Raw genomic sequence first — 15,518 nt, 5'->3', positions numbered from 1 at the left:
GCAGTATTCCCATCGGTTCAGTGTGGTTTTTACCGGATGAGAGGCATTGTGCTCGATTTTTGAACAACTTGCCGACTACTTTTTAAGCGATTTCGTCGGATTGTTCGGTGTTTCCGTGGCGATCACCGTGAAATCGGAGTCGCTGTGGGTGTCCCGGGTCGAGGCCCAGTCGGTGATCACCAGGGTGCTGCCGACGTCCATGGCACCGAGCATTTCGCGGACGAAGGTCGGGTCCATGCGGATCTTGCCCAGTTGCTCGGAGGGTGTCAGGCCCTGTCCCGGGTTGCTCACCTGGACCACCGACCAGCGCAGGTTCGGCGAGGTCTCGCTGATTTCTTCCGGGGTCGGCTTTTCCAGCAGCGAGAACACCGCCATGCCGGTCTGCGGGCGTGCCGGCAACTGCACCGGTGCGGTGCCGATGCGCTGGCCGCCGCGATAGACATAGGCGCGCTGGTCGGCGCGGCTGATCAGCACCGACAACGGACCGCGTTCCGCGCCGGGGTCGTTCCAGGCGATTTCTCCGGGCTCCACCGGCAGCGTCACCGGTCGCCCGTCCGCTACCGTCGGTGCCAGCAGGCCGGGGTGGTCGACTTCCTTCGGCGCGCTGCTGGCGTTGGAAATGATTACCGTGGTGGAGCTGAATCCGGTGATGCCGTAGAGTTTCTTGGCGAACGCCATGGGCAGGCGGATGCAGCCGTGGGAGGCGGGATAGCCGGGCAGGTTGCCGGCGTGCAGGGCGATGCCGTCCCAGGTCAGGCGCTGCATGTAGGGCATGGGCGCGCTGTTGTAGAGGTCGGACTTGTGGTCGACGCTCTTTTGCAGGATCGAGAACACTCCGGTCGGGGTCTCCCGGCCCTTCTTGCCGGAGCTGAGGGTGCTGACCCCGATGGCGATACCGTTGCGGTAGATGTAGGCCTTCTGTTCGGTAAGGCTGACCACGATGGTCACTGGTCCCTGCGGGGAAACCTCCGGGTACCAGAGGTACTCGCCGGGCTTCATGCTCTTCAGCCGCGCCTTGATGTCGGCCGGCGGCAAAGGCGCGTTCGCTGGGCTGGCGGGCGCCGCGTGGAGGCTGCCGACGGCGAAGGCCAGCAGCAGTACGGCAAGGGATCTTTTCATTGGCGCTTTCTCTTGCTCCATGCGGGAAAGGCTGTCGCTCCGACAGATGCCATTCAGCTTAGCGTCGCTCGCGACGGCCGGCCAAACCCCTGCGGTCCGGCCTCTTTCGGTGGACAGGCGGCGGGCGGCGGGGTTTCACACCGAACAGATTTCTTCAGCATTCAGGGGGCGCCAGGCACCCGGCGGCAACTGCGGGTCGAGACAAATATCGCCCATGCGCTCGCGGTGCAGGCGCAGCACCTTGTTGTCGAAGTGGCCGAACATGCGCTTGACCTGGTGATAGCGGCCTTCGTGCAGGGTCAGGCGGGCGCAGCGTGGGCCGATCGGTTCGAGCTGCGCGGGGAGGGTGACCAGGTCTTCGAAGCGGAAGTGGAGGCCGGCGGCGAAGGCATCCACGTAGCGTTGGTCGATGGGCGCCTCGGTTTCCACGTAGTAGACCTTGTCGCGCCGGCTGCCCGGCAGGGTCAGGCGGCGCGACCACTGGCCATCGTTGGTCAGCAGCATCAGGCCGGTGGTGTTGTAGTCGAGACGACCGCCAATGTGCAGGTCGTCGCGCAGGTCTTCCGGGAACAGGTCGAGGACGGTCGGGTGTTGCGGGTCGCGGGTGGCGCTGACGCAGCCCATCGGTTTGTGCAGCATGTAGTAGCGCGCCGGCTTGCCAGCCTGGAGCAGCCGCTCGTCCAGTTCCACCCGGCTGAACACCCGCACCTCGTGGGTGCCGTCGCGCACCACCTGGCCGTCCACGCGCAAGCGTCCACCGGCGATCAGCATCTGCGCGTCGCGGCGGCTGAGTTCGGGCAGGTTGGCGAGGAAGCGGTCCAGGCGCATCAGTCGTCGGCGTCGGGCGGCAGCAGTTGCGCGCAGCGTGGGCAGAGGCAGGCGCGGCGGCGCAGCTCGGCGGGAATCCGCTCCAGCACGGCCGCATCGATCTCCGTGGTGAAGCACCAGCAAGCCTGGGTGGCGCTAGCGGGATAGGCCAGGGTGCAGCGGTTGGATTGCTGGCACAGCGGGCAGCGGCCTGGATCGATTTCGCTGTTCATGGCGCGGTGGATGGCTGGCGGGTGCCCAGGGTGCAGGGCCCGGCGCGCGGATGCAAGCATCGTGCGCCAGGCGGGGCGTTTCAGCGGCGAATGGCGTTGGTGATCCAGGGCTCCAGGCGCTGGCCGAAGCTGAGGTGCAGTTCCAGCGGCGCTAGCCGGTAGTTTTGTTCGTCGACCTTGGCGAATACCGCGTGCCATTGTCGTGGCACGTTGATCGCGGCGAGGTCGGTACGGCTGATGTAGCCGCCGACCAGCGTCCTGCCTCCGTCGACCGCGGACCAGGGACGCACCCGGCCCTTGACGATGGCGTAGCGCTGGCGCTCGGGGTAGCGCTGGCGCAGGGCGGCCAGGTCGAGGCCGGCGTCGACGATGAACAGTCGGCTGGCCTCTCCCTGCTCATGCTTCAGTTGGTGGCGAGCGGCTTCCATCTGGCTGGACAGCATTTCGTCCTTGGGCAGGGCCTTGCTACGGGCGCTGGCCTCGGCCAGGCGCTCCTCGGCCAGGCGTACTTCGCGGCGATAGGCCGGGCCGTCGAGCTCCAGGACCAGCAGCACCTGTTTTTCCTGTTGGCGGCGGTAGCGCCGTACGCTCTCTTCGTCGAGCGCGTCCGGGATGCTGAAACCGAGGGCGCGCATCTGCTCGGGCGGCAGCGGGGGAGCGAGGTCACTGGGCGGCTCGCTGCTCGGCGAGCGAAGCTCCAGGCGCAGTTCGACGCCACTGTTCTCTTCGCTCCAGAAACCGTAGGACCAGTTGCGCTGGAGCTCGCGCTGGCTGAGCACCAGCTTGCTTTCGGCCTCGCCGGACCGGTTCCAGGCGACGCCACCGAGGGCGGCCAGGTTCGCCGCCAGCAGCAGGAGGCTGCCGGCGATCAGGGCGTTGCGACGGTTGCGATTCATGCGTCAGTCCTCGCGGCGATGCCCAGGGGCGTGCGCAGGCGGCGCAGGACCAGCAGGATCAGCAGGGCGCTGAGGCCGAGCACCAGGAAGAACAGGTACTTCGGCATCGCTTCCCACCACCAGTCGAAGAACTTGGTGTAGAGGAAGATGACGAAGAAGGTGATCCCGGTATTGCTCACGTCCGCCCAGTTGCGTCGCGCGCCGAGCCAGATCACAAGGGCGGCGGCGACGAAGCCGGCGACCTGGTAGAGCCCCTCGATGAGCGCCGACGGTAACGCCAGGTAGCTGCCTGAGCCCCAGTTGGCCAGCACCAGCATCGGCAGGAACAGGCCGAGCAGGGCGAACACCCGGTAGATCACGGCGAAGCCGCTGAAGTTGCGCTGCTCGAAGCACAGCGGCACGGCGAAGATCAGCGCGGCGGCGGGGAAGAAGTTCTCCGGTCGCTCGCCTACGCTCAGCCAGTAGCCGCCGCCCCAGGTGCCGACGCGCGCGGCGATGAAACCCATCACGCAGAGGATCGCCGCCGCCAGCAGCAGGCGGGCGTTGCACAGGTAGGCCAGGAGCAGGGCGTAGAGCGCCCAGGGCACCAGCGCCAGGTCGCTGGGGGTGACGTTGAATATCTGCCCGAGCATGGTCAGGTCGAGGACGAAGCAGGCGAACGCGACCATCGCCGCCAGCTTGCTGAAGTAGCCCGAGGCGTCCTTGGCCTGGACCCAGAGCGTGGCGAAGAACGCGGCGAAGGCGCTGCCGATCAGGATCGCCACCTGGGCGACGGTGGGGAACAGGCCCCAGAAGCGATAGAACAGCAGGAACACGCTGGCGGCGAAGGCCAGGGCGCCGAAGAACGAGGCTACCCGCATGCCCAGCGAAAGTTGCTGGCTGCGCAGGTCGTGGTCGATGTCGAAACGGTCGCGGTAGCTGTCCAGCAGGGCCAGGTGATAGTCGGCGAGTTGCCGGGCCTGGGCCGGTTCGAGGCGGAACGCCTGCTCCTGGTCGAGGCGTTGCAGCTCGCGCTGGAACACCAGGATGTCGTTGGCGCGCTGCTGTGCCTGGGCGCGGTCGATGGGTTGCATGCATGCTCCTTGAGCGGTTCCGGCGGGGCCGGCAGTCCTTGGTCCGCGCACTCTACCGAGAAACGCCGGCTGCGGTCACGTTCTGGAGGCCCGTGTCGTTGGTCGGATTCAGGGAATTTCCGTTTTTTCCTTCGGTCTCTATTGCAGCCGGGTTGCAACCGCCGCAACCGGCTTCCCGCTCCATCGGGATCTTGTCCAGGCGTGGTTCGGCTGCGTTCTGCGATGAAGGAGAATGCTGATGGTCATGCGATTGTTCGGGCTGCTACTGGCGGCCTTCCTGATGAGCGGTTGCAGCGTTCGGGTGCCGGGCGCCTACGTCGAACTGGATCCGTTCGACGATGGCTACTACGGCTACGATCGCGGCGGCCCGCCCCATTGTCCTCCGGGCCACGCCAAGAAAGGCTGGTGCTGAGCCCACTTCCATTTCCCGAGTCTTCACGTCGTATGCGCGCCTCGCGGCGTCGCCGGTCGTCCGGCCGGTCGGCAGCGGGGCCGCAGGAGGCTGCCATGTGGCGCACATTCCTGAGAGTCCCGCTTCTTCTGCTTCTCGCCAGCCTGGGTGGCTGCGCGGTGTATGACTACGACTACGATGACGGCGATTGGCGCCACTATCGCGGCCAGCCCTACGGCTACGCCTACGAAGTGCCGCGCTATCGCGTGTATGACGATGGCTGGCGCAGCGAACGGCGCTACTACTCGACGCGCTACTACGACCAACGCTACTACCCGGCGCCACGCCGCTACGATGGCCACCGCGACTACCGGCGCGAGCAATATCGCTACCAGCAGCGCTACCACGAATCGCGCCCGGCCCATCGTGGCGAGCGGCATCCGGGCAACTGGCAGCGCGGCGGCCAGCCGCAATGGCGCGGGCATTCTCCGCAACGCTGGCAACAACACGGTCGGCAGGATCGTCCGGGACACCAGGGCCAGCAGGGCGGGACACCTCGCTGGCGCAACTGAGGTGCGCAAGGAAAGGCGGCGCCTGCGGGCGCCGTCGTGCTTTCCAGTCGAAAGTGCGGACCCTCTTGGCGCATTTGCTCGGCACACTCTGCCGATACCGAAACGAGGAGGTTCCCATGAGTCATTTTCTGTCGTTCGCCAAGGGCGCCCTGGCGATGTTCTGGCTCGTCGCGCTGGTCAACCTGGCCTACCCGCTGGGCGAGTTGCATCGACCGATCCTGCTGTTGTCCGGCGTGCTGGTGCTGGTCCATGCCGCCGAGATCCTGCTGCTCAACGGGCGTCTCAAGGCGCGCCCGGCACCTTGGCTGGAGCGCCTCCAGGTGCTGCTGTTCGGCGTCCTGCACCTGCGTAGCCTCGGCTGATTTACCCAGGCTTTACTCTCGCCGCGGGCACCGCCCGCGCGCCGCGCAGTCCGATGTGCAGGTTCCGGAACAGGCAATCCTCCCGCATCCGCAGGAGAGGCCGGAACCGCACAGGAGGCGCCATGCGTCGTTTGCTTTCCCTGCTGATCCTCGTCCTGCCGCTGTCGGCCTGCGTGGTCTACGACCGCAACGACCACCGGCATCGTCCCGACTACCGCTACGAGCGCTATCACGACCGCGACCGTGACAACCGCGGGCGCGACTGGAACCGTTCCTGGCAGGAGCGCCGCGACGACGCTCGCTGGCGCTGATCCTCAGGTGGCGGCGAAGCGCCGGTCCTGTTCCAGCACCCGCTCGACGAACACTGCCGCGGCCGGCGACAGGCTGCGGCCGGCGCGGCTGACCAGACCGTAGGCGGAGCCCTTGGCGCGGGCGGGCTCGGCGCCGGCGGGCCAGGGCAGCAGCGCCAGGCGGCCGGCCTCGACGTCGGCGGCAACCACGTCCCAGGGCGCCAGGCTGATCAGCTCGCTGGAGCCGACCAGGCCCTTGAGCATCAGCACGTCGTCGCACTGTATGCCGAGCGGTTCTTCGCGTTGCAGCAGGCGCGCCAGGTCGCCGCGGACTGCCTCGGGCAGGCGCGGGCCGGCCAGCGGGTAGTCGGCCAGTTGCTCGGCGCTCGGCCTCACCAGACGCAGCAACGGATGGCCGGGGCGGCAGAAGAGTACGCCGGGATACTCGCGTAGCGGGTGGATGCGCAACTGCGGATCGCCTTGCAGCTCGCGGATATCGGCGACGAAGAGTTCGACGGCGTCATCCAGCAGGCGCTGGCGTAGGGTCTGCCAGTCTTCGATGAGCAGTACGACGCGCACGCGTGGGTGGGCGCTGGAGAAACCGGCCAGTGCCTCGGGCAACAGCCGTGCGGCGGGGAAGGGACCGCCGCCCAGGCGTAGCTCGCCGCTGTCGAGATTGGCCAACTGGCTCACCGCGTTGTGCAGTGCGCGATGCCCGGCCAGCAGGCGCCGAGCGTGTTCCAGCACCAGCCGGCCGTGGGCCGTGAGGGCCACGCCGCGGCTGCCGCGCTCCACCAGGGTGCAACCCAACTGTCCCTCCAGCGCCTGGATGCTGCGTGACAGCGCCGGCTGGCTGAGATTCACCGCTTCGGCGGCGCGGGCATAGTGGCCGTGCTCGGCGAGGGCGACGAAGTGGCGGAACTGGCGTAGATCGCTCATGCGGACTCCGCATCGAATGTGGATCTGGAATGCATTGGAATTATTGCCGTGCCGCTCGGCATAGTGCCAGCCGAAGCCCACAACAATAAAACGGAGTATCCGATGAGCCGTCTGCTTGCACTCCTGGCGCTCGCCCCGCTGCTCGCCGGCGCCGCCGAAACCACCGCGCCCAAACCGCCCAGTGCCTTCACCGTCGAGGCCCAGCGGCGGGTCGAAGCGGAATTGCCCTTCGCCGACCGCGCCGACTTCGAGCGCGCCGACCGCGGCCTGATCCGGCGCCCGGAGCGGTTACTCATCCGCAACCCCGACGGCAGCGTCGCCTGGCAGCTCGGTGGCTACGACTTCCTCCTCGACGGCAAGCCTCGCGACAGCATCAATCCCAGCCTGCAACGCCAGGCCCTGCTCAATCTCAAGTACGGCTTGTTCGAGGTTGCCGAGGGTATCTACCAGGTGCGCGGCTTCGACCTGGCCAACATCACCTTCATCCGCGGCGACAGCGGCTGGATCGTGGTCGACACCCTGACCACCCCGGCCACCGCCAGGGCGGCCTACGAACTGGTCAGCCGCGAGCTGGGCGAGAGGCCGATCCGTACGGTGATCTACAGCCACGCCCACGCCGATCACTTTGGAGGCGTGCGCGGTCTGGTAGAGCCACGGCAGGTCGCCAGCGGCGCGGTGCAGATCATCGCTCCGGCCGGCTTCATGGAGGCGGCGATCAAGGAGAACGTCCTGGCCGGCAACGCCATGATGCGCCGCGCCACCTACCAGTACGGCACGCAACTGCCCAAGGGGCCGCAGGGGCAGGTCGACATGGCCATCGGCAAGGGATTGGCGCGCGGACCGCTGAGCCTGCTGGCGCCGACCCGCCTGATCGAAGGCGAGGGCGAGGACCTGGTGCTGGACGGCGTGCCGTTCACCTTCCAGAACACGCCGGGTACCGAATCGCCGGCGGAGATGAACATCTGGCTGCCGCGGCAGAAGGCCCTGCTGATGGCCGAAAACGTGGTCGGCACCCTGCACAACCTGTACACCCTGCGCGGCGCCGAGGTACGTGATGCGCTGGGCTGGAGCAAGTACATCAACCAGGCGCTGCATCGTTTCGGCAGGCAGGCCGAGGTGATGTTCGCAGTGCACAACTGGCCGCGCTGGGGCAACGCGGAGATCGTCGAGGTGCTGGAGAAGCAGCGTGACCTGTACGGCTTCCTGCACGACCAGACCCTGCACCTGGCCAACCAGGGCGTGACCATCGGCCAGGTGCACAACCGCCTGCGCCTGCCGCCCAGCCTCGACCAGGAATGGTACGACCGCGGCTACCACGGCTCGGTCAGCCATAACGCACGGGCCGTGCTGAACCGCTACCTGGGCTACTACGACGGCAACCCGGCGAGCCTCGACCCGCTCAGCCCGGAGGACTCGGCGGGCCGCTACGTGAAATACATGGGCGGCGCCGAGCGCCTGCTGGAGCAAGCGCGGGCGTCGTACGCCAGGGGCGAGTACCGCTGGGTGGTCGAGGTGGTCAACAGGCTGGTCTTCGCCGAGCCGGATAACCGGGCCGCGCGCGAGCTGCAGGCCGACGCCCTGGAGCAGCTCGGCTACCAGGCGGAGAACGCCGGCTGGCGCAACAGCTACCTCAGCGCCGCCTACGAACTGCGCCACGGCGTACCGCGCGACCAGCCGACGATGAAGGCCGGCAGCGCCGATGCCCTGGCGGCGATGGACACCGGCCTGCTGTTCGACTATCTCGGCGTGCGCCTGGACGCCGGCGCTGCGGAGGGCAAGGCGCTGAGCATCAACCTGCGCCTGCCGGACATCGGTGAGAACTACCTGCTGGAACTGAAGAACTCGCACCTGAACAACCTGCGCGGCGTGCAGAGCGAGGACGCCGGGCAGACCGTGAGCATCGACCGCGCCGATCTCAACCGGCTGCTGCTCAAAGAGGTATCGGCGGTACGCCTGGTCTTCGAGGGCAAGCTGAAGAGTTCCGGCAATCCGCTGTTGCTGGGGCAACTGTTCGGCATGCTCGGCGACTTCGACTTCTGGTTCGATATCGTCACGCCGGCGGCGAAGTCCGAAGGCTGACGACGAAGGCGCCCGAGAGGGGCGCCTGGTCTTTTCAGTAGGCCACGGTGAAGCGCTGGCGATGATGACGGGGCTGCTCGGCCTCGTCGAGCATGGCTACCGCCAGGTCTTCCAGGGAAATCCGGCTCTCGCCCTTGGCGTCGAACAGAACCTGGTCGCCGCCGAGGCGGAACTTGCCGCTGCGCTGGCCGGGTTCGAGGAGCATCGCCGGGCTGAGGAACACCCAGTCCAGTCGTTGCTCGCCGCGCAGTTGGTCGAGGGCGTCGGCGGCGCCGAGGGCGCCCTGCTTCCACTGCTCGGGGAATTCCGGGCTGTCCACCAGGCGCTGGCCGGGGGCGATCTCCAGGCTCCCGGCGCCGCCGAGAACCAGCAGGCGCGGCACGCCGGAGCGTTTCACGCCGTCGAGAATGGCCTGGCTGCCGGCGGCGTGGCGGGCGCGGAGGTCGGCGCTACCCCAGCCGCCGTTGAAAGCGCTGATGACCACTTCGTGGCCTGCCACGGCGCTGGCCACCTGGGCCGGGTCGCTGACGTCCGCCTGCACTACGCAGAGGCCGTCGCGCGCCGCCAGCTTGCTCGGGTCGCGGACCAGGGCGGTCACCGCGTGGCCGCGTTGCAGGGCTTCGTTGAGGAAATAGTGGCCGACGTGGCCGGTGGCGCCGATCAGGGCGATTTTCATGCTGCACCTTCCGTTCGAGAAATGCCGCAGAGCGGCGTCGATCAGCATCATCCGCCCTGCGCTCGCCGGGATAAACCGCTGCGCGGGGGATGCACTCGTTAGCTCAGCTTAATAATCAGACCTCCTCGCTGTCGCTCATCAGGGTCAGGCTGCGGGCCACGGCGAGGGCGATGAACAGGACCCCGATCACTCCTTCGCTGCCGGCCAGCAGGCGCGCCAGCGGGTTGATCGCCTGGATGTCGCCGTAGCCCACGGTGGTCAGGGTCACCAGGCTGTAGTAGACGAAGGTATCCAGGCCGAGTGCGCCATGGCTGGCGATGAAGCTGGCCGGCTGCATCTGTTCGACCATGTAGTAGGCGAGAGCGAAGGCCAGCGCCATCTGCAGGTAGAGTGCGCAGAGTCCGTAGAGCAGCTCGTGGGTCACCGGGCGCTCCTGGGTGACGCGGCGGAACAGCGCGGCGAACAGGGTCAGGTACAGCAGGATCAGGCTCAGCCCGCGCAGCAGGCCGGGCGGCAGGCTGGAGTAGGGACTGCTGAAGTCCGCAGTGGTGTACAGGGCCAGGCTGAACAGGCCGAAGAAGGCCGTCAGGTAGACCAGCGGACTGCGTCTGCGCAAGGTGTTCATCCCGGCCAGCACCAGCAGCAGGAGGCTGCCGAGCACCCGTGGCTTGGTGCTCGACGGCAGGCCGAGGATCGCCGTGAACAGCACGGTGGAAAAGAACAGCAGGCGGAAACGGTAACGCAGCAGCAGGGCGTTCAAGGCGGGCTCCTCGCATCGTCGAATCGACCAGCCTGGGCGCGGACCCGCCTGCCTGTCTATTGGCCTTGGGTCGGATCGAACAATTTCTGCACCACGGAAAAGTCCCGCTCCGCATAGCCCTGCTTCAGCAGCAGACGGTACAGGCTCAGCGCCAGGCTGCCCATCGGCGTGCTGCTGGCGCTGGCCTGGGCGGCTTCCTGGGCCAGCCCGAGGTCCTTGGCCATCAACTGGGCCATGAAGCCGCCGCTGTAGTCGCGCGACGCCGGAGCGTTCTCCATAACCCCCGGCCAGGGGTTGTAGACTTCCAGCGCCCAGTTGCCACCGGAGCTGCGGCGCATGATCTCGGCCAGCACCTTCGCGTCGAGGCCGTTGGCCACGCCCAGGGCCATGGCTTCTGCGGTACCGATCATCAGCACCGCGAGGAGCTGGTTGTTGCACACCTTGGCCACCTGGCCGGCGCCGTCGGGGCCGGCATGGAAGATGTTGCGACCCATGGCCTCGAACAGCGGCCGGGCCTTCTCCAGGGCTTCGGCGTCGCCGCCGACCATGAAGGTCAGGGTGCCGGCTGCCGCGCCGGCAGTGCCGCCGGACACCGGCGCGTCGAGCATCGCCAGGCCGCGCTCGCGGGCGGCGGCGTGGACCTTGCGCGCCGAGGTCGGGGCGATGGTCGAGCATTCCAGCACCAGGGTGCCGGGGGCGATGTGCGCGAGCAGGCCATCGTCGTCGAGGTACAGGCCTTCGACGTGCTGGCTGGCCGGCAGCATGCTGATGACCACGTCGGCGCCCTGCACCGCGTCGCGGGCGCTGCGGGCGGCGCTGGCGCCGGCGGCGACCAGGCCGTCGACGGCGCTCTGCACCAGGTCGAAGACGTTCAGCAGGTAGCCGGCCTTGAGCAGGTTGGTGGCCATCGGCGCGCCCATGTGGCCGAGGCCGATGAAGGCGATCTGTTTCATGGAGCTCCTCCTGTGGCGGCCGCGAGGCCTCTTGGGGATGCTGTGAAACAGCTTAGACGCTATGGACGTGGCGGGCCCGCGCCCTCCTTCGGCAGAGGGCGGCGCGGCGGATCAGAGCCCCGCCAGCGGATGCTCGCCCTCCCAGGTCGGCTCGAAGTGCGCCTCGATCACCGCCTGCGGGATCGATTCCACCTGCGGCCAATGCCAGTTCGGTGCGTTGTCGCGATCGATCAGCCTTGCGCGTACCCCCTCGGCGAAGTCCGGATGGCGCGTGCAGTTCAGGCTCATGGCGTATTCCAGGCGGAACACCTCGGCCAGCGACAGGTAGCGCGCACGCTCGATCTGCTGCCAGACCAGATGCGCGGTCATCGGGCAGCCCTCGGCCAGGGTCTTCGCGCCACGCGCAAGCAGCGGGTCGGCGTCGTCGCGCAGCGCCACCAGCGCCTGCCAGGCGCTCGCCAGGTCCGGCTGGTCGAGCAGTGCGTCCAGGCGCGGCCGGCGCGGAAGCAACTGGGCCTCCGGCAGTTCGCCGCGGGCCTCGTGTTCGAGGGCGCGAAGCAGGCTGTGAAGTTGCACTTGGGGCGACTCGTTCCAGTTCATCTGCACCAGGCCGGCGAGCAGGGCGTCCTGCTGGTCGTCGAGAAGGAAGCGGTCGGCCAGGTCGAGGTCGAGAGCGTCGCGGGCGTTCATCTGCGCCGCGCTCAGGCCGAGGAACAGGCCGAGCCTGCCGGGCAGGCGGGCGAGGAACCAGCTGGCGCCGACGTCTGGGTACAGGCCGATGCCGATCTCCGGCATCGCCAGGCGGCTGGACGGGGTGACGATGCGAATCCCGGCACCCTGCATCAGCCCCATGCCGCCACCCATCACATAGCCGTGGGCCCAGCAGATGAAGGGTTTCGGGTAGGTATGGATGCGGTAGTCGAGGCGGTATTCATCGGCGAAGAAGCGTCGCGCCAGGGCCGGTACCTCGCCGGGTTGCTCGCGGCAGGCGTCCACTAGCTTGCGCACGTCGCCGCCGGCGCAAAAGGCCTTGGCGCCGTTGCCGCGCAACAGCACGCAGGCGATGCCGGCGTCCTCGGCCCAGGCGTCGAGTTTCGCCGCCAGGGTCTCGATCATCGGCAGGGACAGGGCGTTCAGACTCTTTTCCGCATCCAGGGTGGCAATGCCGATGCGGAAGCCATGCAGGCTCGGGCGTTCTTCGAAAAGCACGTTCATGTCGGGGCTCTCGGCTCGGGCGGGCTGTGGCGCAGCCCGCCGGGTTCGATGGGAAGGCTCAGCAGTTGCGCCACTTGGGATCGCGCTTCTCGAGGAAGGCGTTGACCCCTTCGCGGGTGTCCTGGGCGTCGAACAGATCGACGAAGCGCTCGCGCTCCTCCGGCAGCCAGGTGTTCGGCGCGCGTTCGCGGGCACCCTGGATCAGCGGCTTGATGGTGCGGATCGCCACCGGGCTCTGGCGTGCCACCTTGGCCGCCAGCAGCAGGGCGGCGCCGCGCGCCTCGCCGCTGTCCACCACCTGTTCGACCAGGCCGATGCGCAGGGCGGTTTCCGCATCCACCCGCTCGTTGCAGAGGATCATCCGCTTGGCCCAGCCTTCGCCCACCAGCCAGGGCAGCGCCTGGGTCCCGCCGGCGCAGGGCAGCAGGCCCACCGCGGCCTCCGGCAGGGCCATCTGCGCCTGGCGCTCGGCGATGCGGATGTCGCAGGCGAGGGCGCACTCCAGGCCGCCGCCCATGGCGTAGCCGTTGATCGCCGCGATCGACACCCCGCGGAAATCGCGCAGCGCCTCGAAGGCTTCGCCGAAGCGGCGGGCCATCTCGCGAGCGCGGGCCTTGTCGCCGTCGGCGAACATGTTCAGGTCGGCGCCGGCGGAGAAGAACTTCGGCCCCTGGCCGGTCACTACCAGGGCGTAGATATCGTCGTCGCGGTTGAGGTGCTCGATCAGTTGGCGCAGGCCGATCAGCGAGTCGCGGTCCCAGGTGTTGGCCGGCGGGTGGTTGATGGTGATCAGCGCGGTGTGCCCGTGCTTTTCCACGGTGAGCTTGTGGGTCAGGTCGAAGGAGGAAGCCTTGTAGGGTTCGACGGCAGTGTTCATGAAGTCCCTCACTGGATCATGGGCCGGGGCGTCCCGGCACTATCGGATGCGATGGTTCGCGGCGTTCACAGCAGGCGATCGAGCATGCCGCCCTGCTCCAGCAGGCGGCGGGCGACGATCACCCGCATGATTTCGTTGGTGCCTTCGAGGATCTGGTGCACGCGGGTGTCGCGTACCCAGCGCTCCAGCGGATAATCGTTGAGATAGCCGTAGCCGCCGTGCAGTTGCAAGGCCTCGTTGCAGACATCGAAGCAGCGGTCGGTGGCGAAGCGCTTGGCCATTGCGCAGTACAGGGTCGCCTCGGCGTCGCCGCGGTCCAGCCGATGGGCGCCGAGGCGGACCATCTGGCGGCTGGCGGTGAGTTCGGTGAGCATGTCGGCGAGCTTGAACTGCAAGGCCTGGAAGGTCGCCAGCGGCTTGCCGAACTGCTCGCGCTCCTCGACGTAGCGCATCGACTGCTCCAGCGCCGCCTGGGCGGCGCCCAGGGAACAACTGGCGATGTTCAGGCGGCCGCCGTCGAGGCCTTTCATGGCATAGACGAAGCCCTGGCCCTCCGGGCCGATGCGGTTGCCGGCGGGGATGCGCACGCCTTCGAAGGTGATGGTGCGGGTCGGCTGCGCGCGCCAGCCCATCTTGTCCTCGTTGCGGCCGTAGCGGATGCCGGGCGCGTCGGCCGGTACCAGGAAGCAGGAGATGCCCCTGGCGCCGTCCTCGCCGGTGCGCGCCATGACGATCAGCACCTGGGTGCTGCCGGCGCCGGAAATGAAGCACTTGCTGCCGTCCAGCACGTATTCGTCGCCCTCGCGGCGGGCGCGGGTGCGCAGGCGCGCGGCGTCGGAGCCGGCATCGGGCTCGGTCAGGCAATAGGAGGCGAGCGACTCGCCGCCGATCAGGCCGGGCAGCCAGGCCTCCTTCAGCGCCGCGTCGCCGAACGAGGCGAGCATCCAGGCGGCCATGTTGTGGATGCTGATGTAGGCGGTAGTGGCCACGCAGCCGGCGGCCAGTTGCTCGAAGATCAGCGAAGTGGACAGCCGCGACAGGCCCAGGCCGCCGTCTTCCTCGGCGATGTACAGGCCGAGGTAGCCCTGTTCGGCGGCGGCGCGGATGACTTCCACCGGGAAGTGATGGTCGCGGTCCCAGTCGGCCGCCTTCGGCGCCAGTTCGTGGCGGGCGAAGGCGCGGGCGCTCTCCACCAGCAGGCGTTGTTCTTCGGTGAGGTCGAAATCCATAGGTCCTCGGGTCACTTGAGATGGATGGTCATGTTCGGGCCGGCCGACGATTCGTCGGTCGTCGGTTCATCGTCGAACCAGCGGCTGGTGACGGTCTTGGTCTCGGTATAGAAGCGCACCGCCTGCTTGCCGTAGGCGTGCAGGTCGCCGTAGAAGGAACCCTTCCAGCCGGTGAAGGAGAAGAACGGCAGCGGTACCGGGATCGGTACGTTGATACCCACCTGGCCGACCTGCACCGCGTGCTGGTAGCGCCGAGCGGCGCCGCCGGAGCGGGTGAACAGGCTTGTTCCATTGCCATAGGGGTTGGCGTTGACCAGGGCGATGGCCTCTTCCAGGCTTTCCACCTCCAGGCAGGCCAGCACCGGGCCGAAGATTTCCTCGCGGTACAGGCCCATCTTCGGCGCCACTGCGCGGAACAGGGTGGGACCGAGCCAGTTGCCGTTGGGATAGCCTTCGACCTGGCACTGCGAGCCGTCGAGCAGGCACTCGGCGCCTTCCGCCTTGCCTTCGGCGATCAGGCGCAGCACGCGCTGGCGCGCCTGCGGGCTGATCAGCGGACCATAGGCGGCGTCCGGGTCCTGCCAGTGGCCGGGGCGCAGGGCGGCCATCCGCTCGGCCAGTTCGGGAATCCACTCGCGCGCCGCGCCGACGAACACCGCCGCGCTGATCGCCATGCAGCGCTGGCCGGCGGCGCCGCAACTGGCGCCGACCAGGTTGCCGAGAACCTGGGCCTTGTTCGCGTCGGGGAGGATCACCATGTGGTTCTTCGCCCCGGCGAAGGCCTGCACCCGCTTCAGGTGCGCGGTGCCGGTGCGGTACACGTGCTGGCCGACGGCGACCGAGCCGACGAAGGAAATCGCCCGGATGTCCGGGTGGGTGAGGAGGGCATCGACCTGCTCGCGGCCGCCATGAATCACCTGCAGCACGCCCTTCGGCGCGCCGGCCTCGAGGAACAGCTCGGCGAGGCGGTTGGGTGTCAGCGGATCCTGTTCGGAGGGCTTGAGGACGAAGGTGTTGCCGCAGGCGATGGCCAGCGGGAACATCCAC

General features: G+C 68.0%; 18 protein-coding genes. 5 read left to right on the top strand and 13 right to left on the bottom strand.

Annotated elements, in window-relative coordinates; translation table 11 throughout:
• Positions 1-75 precede the first annotated feature (75 nt).
• The 5 genes from HMPREF2716_RS09805 to HMPREF2716_RS09785 all read right to left on the bottom strand — a co-directional run bounded on the left by HMPREF2716_RS09805 (position 76) and on the right by HMPREF2716_RS09785 (position 4,128).
• Positions 76-1,119 carry a L,D-transpeptidase gene (locus HMPREF2716_RS09805; protein WP_003098363.1) on the bottom strand — a complete coding sequence of 348 codons (1,044 nt, stop codon included), beginning with the start codon at positions 1,117-1,119 and terminating at the stop codon, positions 76-78.
• A 135-nt stretch (positions 1,120-1,254) separates the two neighbouring features.
• Entirely contained in the window at positions 1,255-1,947 is a 693-nt protein-coding gene (locus tag HMPREF2716_RS09800) for a pseudouridine synthase (RefSeq protein ID WP_003098362.1), read from the bottom strand.
• Positions 1,947-2,159 (bottom strand): cysteine-rich CWC family protein, encoded by a 213-nt coding sequence (locus HMPREF2716_RS09795; protein ID WP_003098360.1) that lies wholly within the window; start codon positions 2,157-2,159, stop codon positions 1,947-1,949. Before HMPREF2716_RS09795 ends, HMPREF2716_RS09800 begins: the two co-directional genes overlap by 1 nt.
• A gap of 80 nt (positions 2,160-2,239) precedes the next feature.
• The gene (locus HMPREF2716_RS09790; protein ID WP_031800765.1) at positions 2,240-3,055 is read right to left on the bottom strand and encodes a DUF4824 family protein; all 816 of its coding nucleotides are present in this window, start codon (positions 3,053-3,055) and stop codon (positions 2,240-2,242) included.
• Positions 3,052-4,128, bottom strand: a complete 1,077-nt coding sequence (locus tag HMPREF2716_RS09785) for a DUF2157 domain-containing protein (protein WP_003098356.1) — start codon at positions 4,126-4,128, stop codon at positions 3,052-3,054. The genes HMPREF2716_RS09790 and HMPREF2716_RS09785 overlap by 4 nt, the downstream gene beginning before the upstream one ends.
• A gap of 232 nt (positions 4,129-4,360) precedes the next feature.
• On the opposite strand from HMPREF2716_RS09785, the gene HMPREF2716_RS09780 reads away from it, so the two are divergent.
• From HMPREF2716_RS09780 to HMPREF2716_RS09765, 4 genes are all read left to right on the top strand, one after another.
• The gene (locus HMPREF2716_RS09780; protein ID WP_003098355.1) at positions 4,361-4,540 is read left to right on the top strand and encodes a hypothetical protein; all 180 of its coding nucleotides are present in this window, start codon (positions 4,361-4,363) and stop codon (positions 4,538-4,540) included.
• Between the two features lie 95 nt (positions 4,541-4,635).
• Positions 4,636-5,091: a hypothetical protein gene (locus tag HMPREF2716_RS09775; protein ID WP_003114164.1), complete on the top strand. Its 456-nt coding sequence runs from the start codon at positions 4,636-4,638 to the stop codon at positions 5,089-5,091.
• Between the two features lie 116 nt (positions 5,092-5,207).
• Positions 5,208-5,453: a DUF1145 domain-containing protein gene (locus tag HMPREF2716_RS09770; protein ID WP_003085479.1), complete on the top strand. Its 246-nt coding sequence runs from the start codon at positions 5,208-5,210 to the stop codon at positions 5,451-5,453.
• Between the two features lie 122 nt (positions 5,454-5,575).
• The gene (locus HMPREF2716_RS09765; protein WP_003098351.1) at positions 5,576-5,764 is read left to right on the top strand and encodes a hypothetical protein; all 189 of its coding nucleotides are present in this window, start codon (positions 5,576-5,578) and stop codon (positions 5,762-5,764) included.
• Positions 5,765-5,767: 3 nt separating this feature from the next.
• Here the strand turns inward: HMPREF2716_RS09765 and HMPREF2716_RS09760 are convergent, their stop codons facing one another.
• Positions 5,768-6,682 (bottom strand): LysR family transcriptional regulator, encoded by a 915-nt coding sequence (locus HMPREF2716_RS09760; RefSeq protein WP_003116515.1) that lies wholly within the window; start codon positions 6,680-6,682, stop codon positions 5,768-5,770.
• Positions 6,683-6,784: 102 nt separating this feature from the next.
• Between HMPREF2716_RS09760 and HMPREF2716_RS09755 the strand changes: the two genes are divergently transcribed.
• Positions 6,785-8,761, top strand: coding sequence for an alkyl/aryl-sulfatase (locus tag HMPREF2716_RS09755; protein WP_070621873.1), 1,977 nt, complete (start codon positions 6,785-6,787; stop codon positions 8,759-8,761).
• Positions 8,762-8,795: 34 nt separating this feature from the next.
• Here the strand turns inward: HMPREF2716_RS09755 and HMPREF2716_RS09750 are convergent, their stop codons facing one another.
• From HMPREF2716_RS09750 to mmsA, 7 genes are all read right to left on the bottom strand, one after another.
• Positions 8,796-9,437, bottom strand: coding sequence for an NAD(P)-dependent oxidoreductase (locus tag HMPREF2716_RS09750; protein WP_003110820.1), 642 nt, complete (start codon positions 9,435-9,437; stop codon positions 8,796-8,798).
• A gap of 115 nt (positions 9,438-9,552) precedes the next feature.
• A complete protein-coding gene (locus HMPREF2716_RS09745) occupies positions 9,553-10,197 on the bottom strand; it encodes a potassium channel family protein (RefSeq protein WP_003085490.1) in 645 nt (214 codons plus the stop codon).
• A gap of 56 nt (positions 10,198-10,253) precedes the next feature.
• A complete protein-coding gene (mmsB, locus tag HMPREF2716_RS09740) occupies positions 10,254-11,150 on the bottom strand; it encodes a 3-hydroxyisobutyrate dehydrogenase (RefSeq protein WP_003454697.1) in 897 nt (298 codons plus the stop codon).
• Positions 11,151-11,261: 111 nt separating this feature from the next.
• Positions 11,262-12,365 carry an enoyl-CoA hydratase/isomerase family protein gene (locus HMPREF2716_RS09735; RefSeq protein WP_003120788.1) on the bottom strand — a complete coding sequence of 368 codons (1,104 nt, stop codon included), beginning with the start codon at positions 12,363-12,365 and terminating at the stop codon, positions 11,262-11,264.
• A gap of 58 nt (positions 12,366-12,423) precedes the next feature.
• Positions 12,424-13,242, bottom strand: coding sequence for an enoyl-CoA hydratase (locus tag HMPREF2716_RS09730; RefSeq protein ID WP_003085498.1), 819 nt, complete (start codon positions 13,240-13,242; stop codon positions 12,424-12,426).
• Between the two features lie 65 nt (positions 13,243-13,307).
• Positions 13,308-14,471 (bottom strand): isobutyryl-CoA dehydrogenase, encoded by a 1,164-nt coding sequence (locus HMPREF2716_RS09725; RefSeq protein ID WP_003085499.1) that lies wholly within the window; start codon positions 14,469-14,471, stop codon positions 13,308-13,310.
• Positions 14,472-14,482: 11 nt separating this feature from the next.
• A partial coding sequence (gene mmsA, locus HMPREF2716_RS09720; RefSeq protein ID WP_070621872.1) for a CoA-acylating methylmalonate-semialdehyde dehydrogenase occupies positions 14,483-15,518 on the bottom strand: 1,036 nt, incomplete at its 5' end.

Origin of the sequence: Pseudomonas sp. HMSC076A11, assembly GCF_001810205.1 — a bacterium.
Classification (GTDB): Bacteria; Pseudomonadota; Gammaproteobacteria; order Pseudomonadales; family Pseudomonadaceae; genus Pseudomonas; species Pseudomonas aeruginosa.
Note: the sequence above shows the minus strand (reverse complement) of the source record. Positions and strands in the feature narration are given on the sequence as shown.

What these genes read in the sequence shown, in the direction of transcription:
- HMPREF2716_RS09805 (WP_003098363.1), bottom strand. Translation starts at nt 1,119, where the DNA reads ATGAAAAGATCCCTTGCCGTACTGCTGCTGGCCTTCGCCGTCGGCAGC.
- HMPREF2716_RS09800 (WP_003098362.1), bottom strand. Translation starts at nt 1,947, where the DNA reads ATGCGCCTGGACCGCTTCCTCGCCAACCTGCCCGAACTCAGCCGCCGC.
- HMPREF2716_RS09795 (WP_003098360.1), bottom strand. Translation starts at nt 2,159, where the DNA reads ATGAACAGCGAAATCGATCCAGGCCGCTGCCCGCTGTGCCAGCAATCC.
- HMPREF2716_RS09790 (WP_031800765.1), bottom strand. Translation starts at nt 3,055, where the DNA reads ATGAATCGCAACCGTCGCAACGCCCTGATCGCCGGCAGCCTCCTGCTG.
- HMPREF2716_RS09785 (WP_003098356.1), bottom strand. Translation starts at nt 4,128, where the DNA reads ATGCAACCCATCGACCGCGCCCAGGCACAGCAGCGCGCCAACGACATC.
- HMPREF2716_RS09780 (WP_003098355.1), top strand. Translation starts at nt 4,361, where the DNA reads ATGCTGATGGTCATGCGATTGTTCGGGCTGCTACTGGCGGCCTTCCTG.
- HMPREF2716_RS09775 (WP_003114164.1), top strand. Translation starts at nt 4,636, where the DNA reads ATGTGGCGCACATTCCTGAGAGTCCCGCTTCTTCTGCTTCTCGCCAGC.
- HMPREF2716_RS09770 (WP_003085479.1), top strand. Translation starts at nt 5,208, where the DNA reads ATGAGTCATTTTCTGTCGTTCGCCAAGGGCGCCCTGGCGATGTTCTGG.
- HMPREF2716_RS09765 (WP_003098351.1), top strand. Translation starts at nt 5,576, where the DNA reads ATGCGTCGTTTGCTTTCCCTGCTGATCCTCGTCCTGCCGCTGTCGGCC.
- HMPREF2716_RS09760 (WP_003116515.1), bottom strand. Translation starts at nt 6,682, where the DNA reads ATGAGCGATCTACGCCAGTTCCGCCACTTCGTCGCCCTCGCCGAGCAC.
- HMPREF2716_RS09755 (WP_070621873.1), top strand. Translation starts at nt 6,785, where the DNA reads ATGAGCCGTCTGCTTGCACTCCTGGCGCTCGCCCCGCTGCTCGCCGGC.
- HMPREF2716_RS09750 (WP_003110820.1), bottom strand. Translation starts at nt 9,437, where the DNA reads ATGAAAATCGCCCTGATCGGCGCCACCGGCCACGTCGGCCACTATTTC.
- mmsB (WP_003454697.1), bottom strand. Translation starts at nt 11,150, where the DNA reads ATGAAACAGATCGCCTTCATCGGCCTCGGCCACATGGGCGCGCCGATG.
- HMPREF2716_RS09735 (WP_003120788.1), bottom strand. Translation starts at nt 12,365, where the DNA reads ATGAACGTGCTTTTCGAAGAACGCCCGAGCCTGCATGGCTTCCGCATC.
- HMPREF2716_RS09730 (WP_003085498.1), bottom strand. Translation starts at nt 13,242, where the DNA reads ATGAACACTGCCGTCGAACCCTACAAGGCTTCCTCCTTCGACCTGACC.
- HMPREF2716_RS09725 (WP_003085499.1), bottom strand. Translation starts at nt 14,471, where the DNA reads ATGGATTTCGACCTCACCGAAGAACAACGCCTGCTGGTGGAGAGCGCC.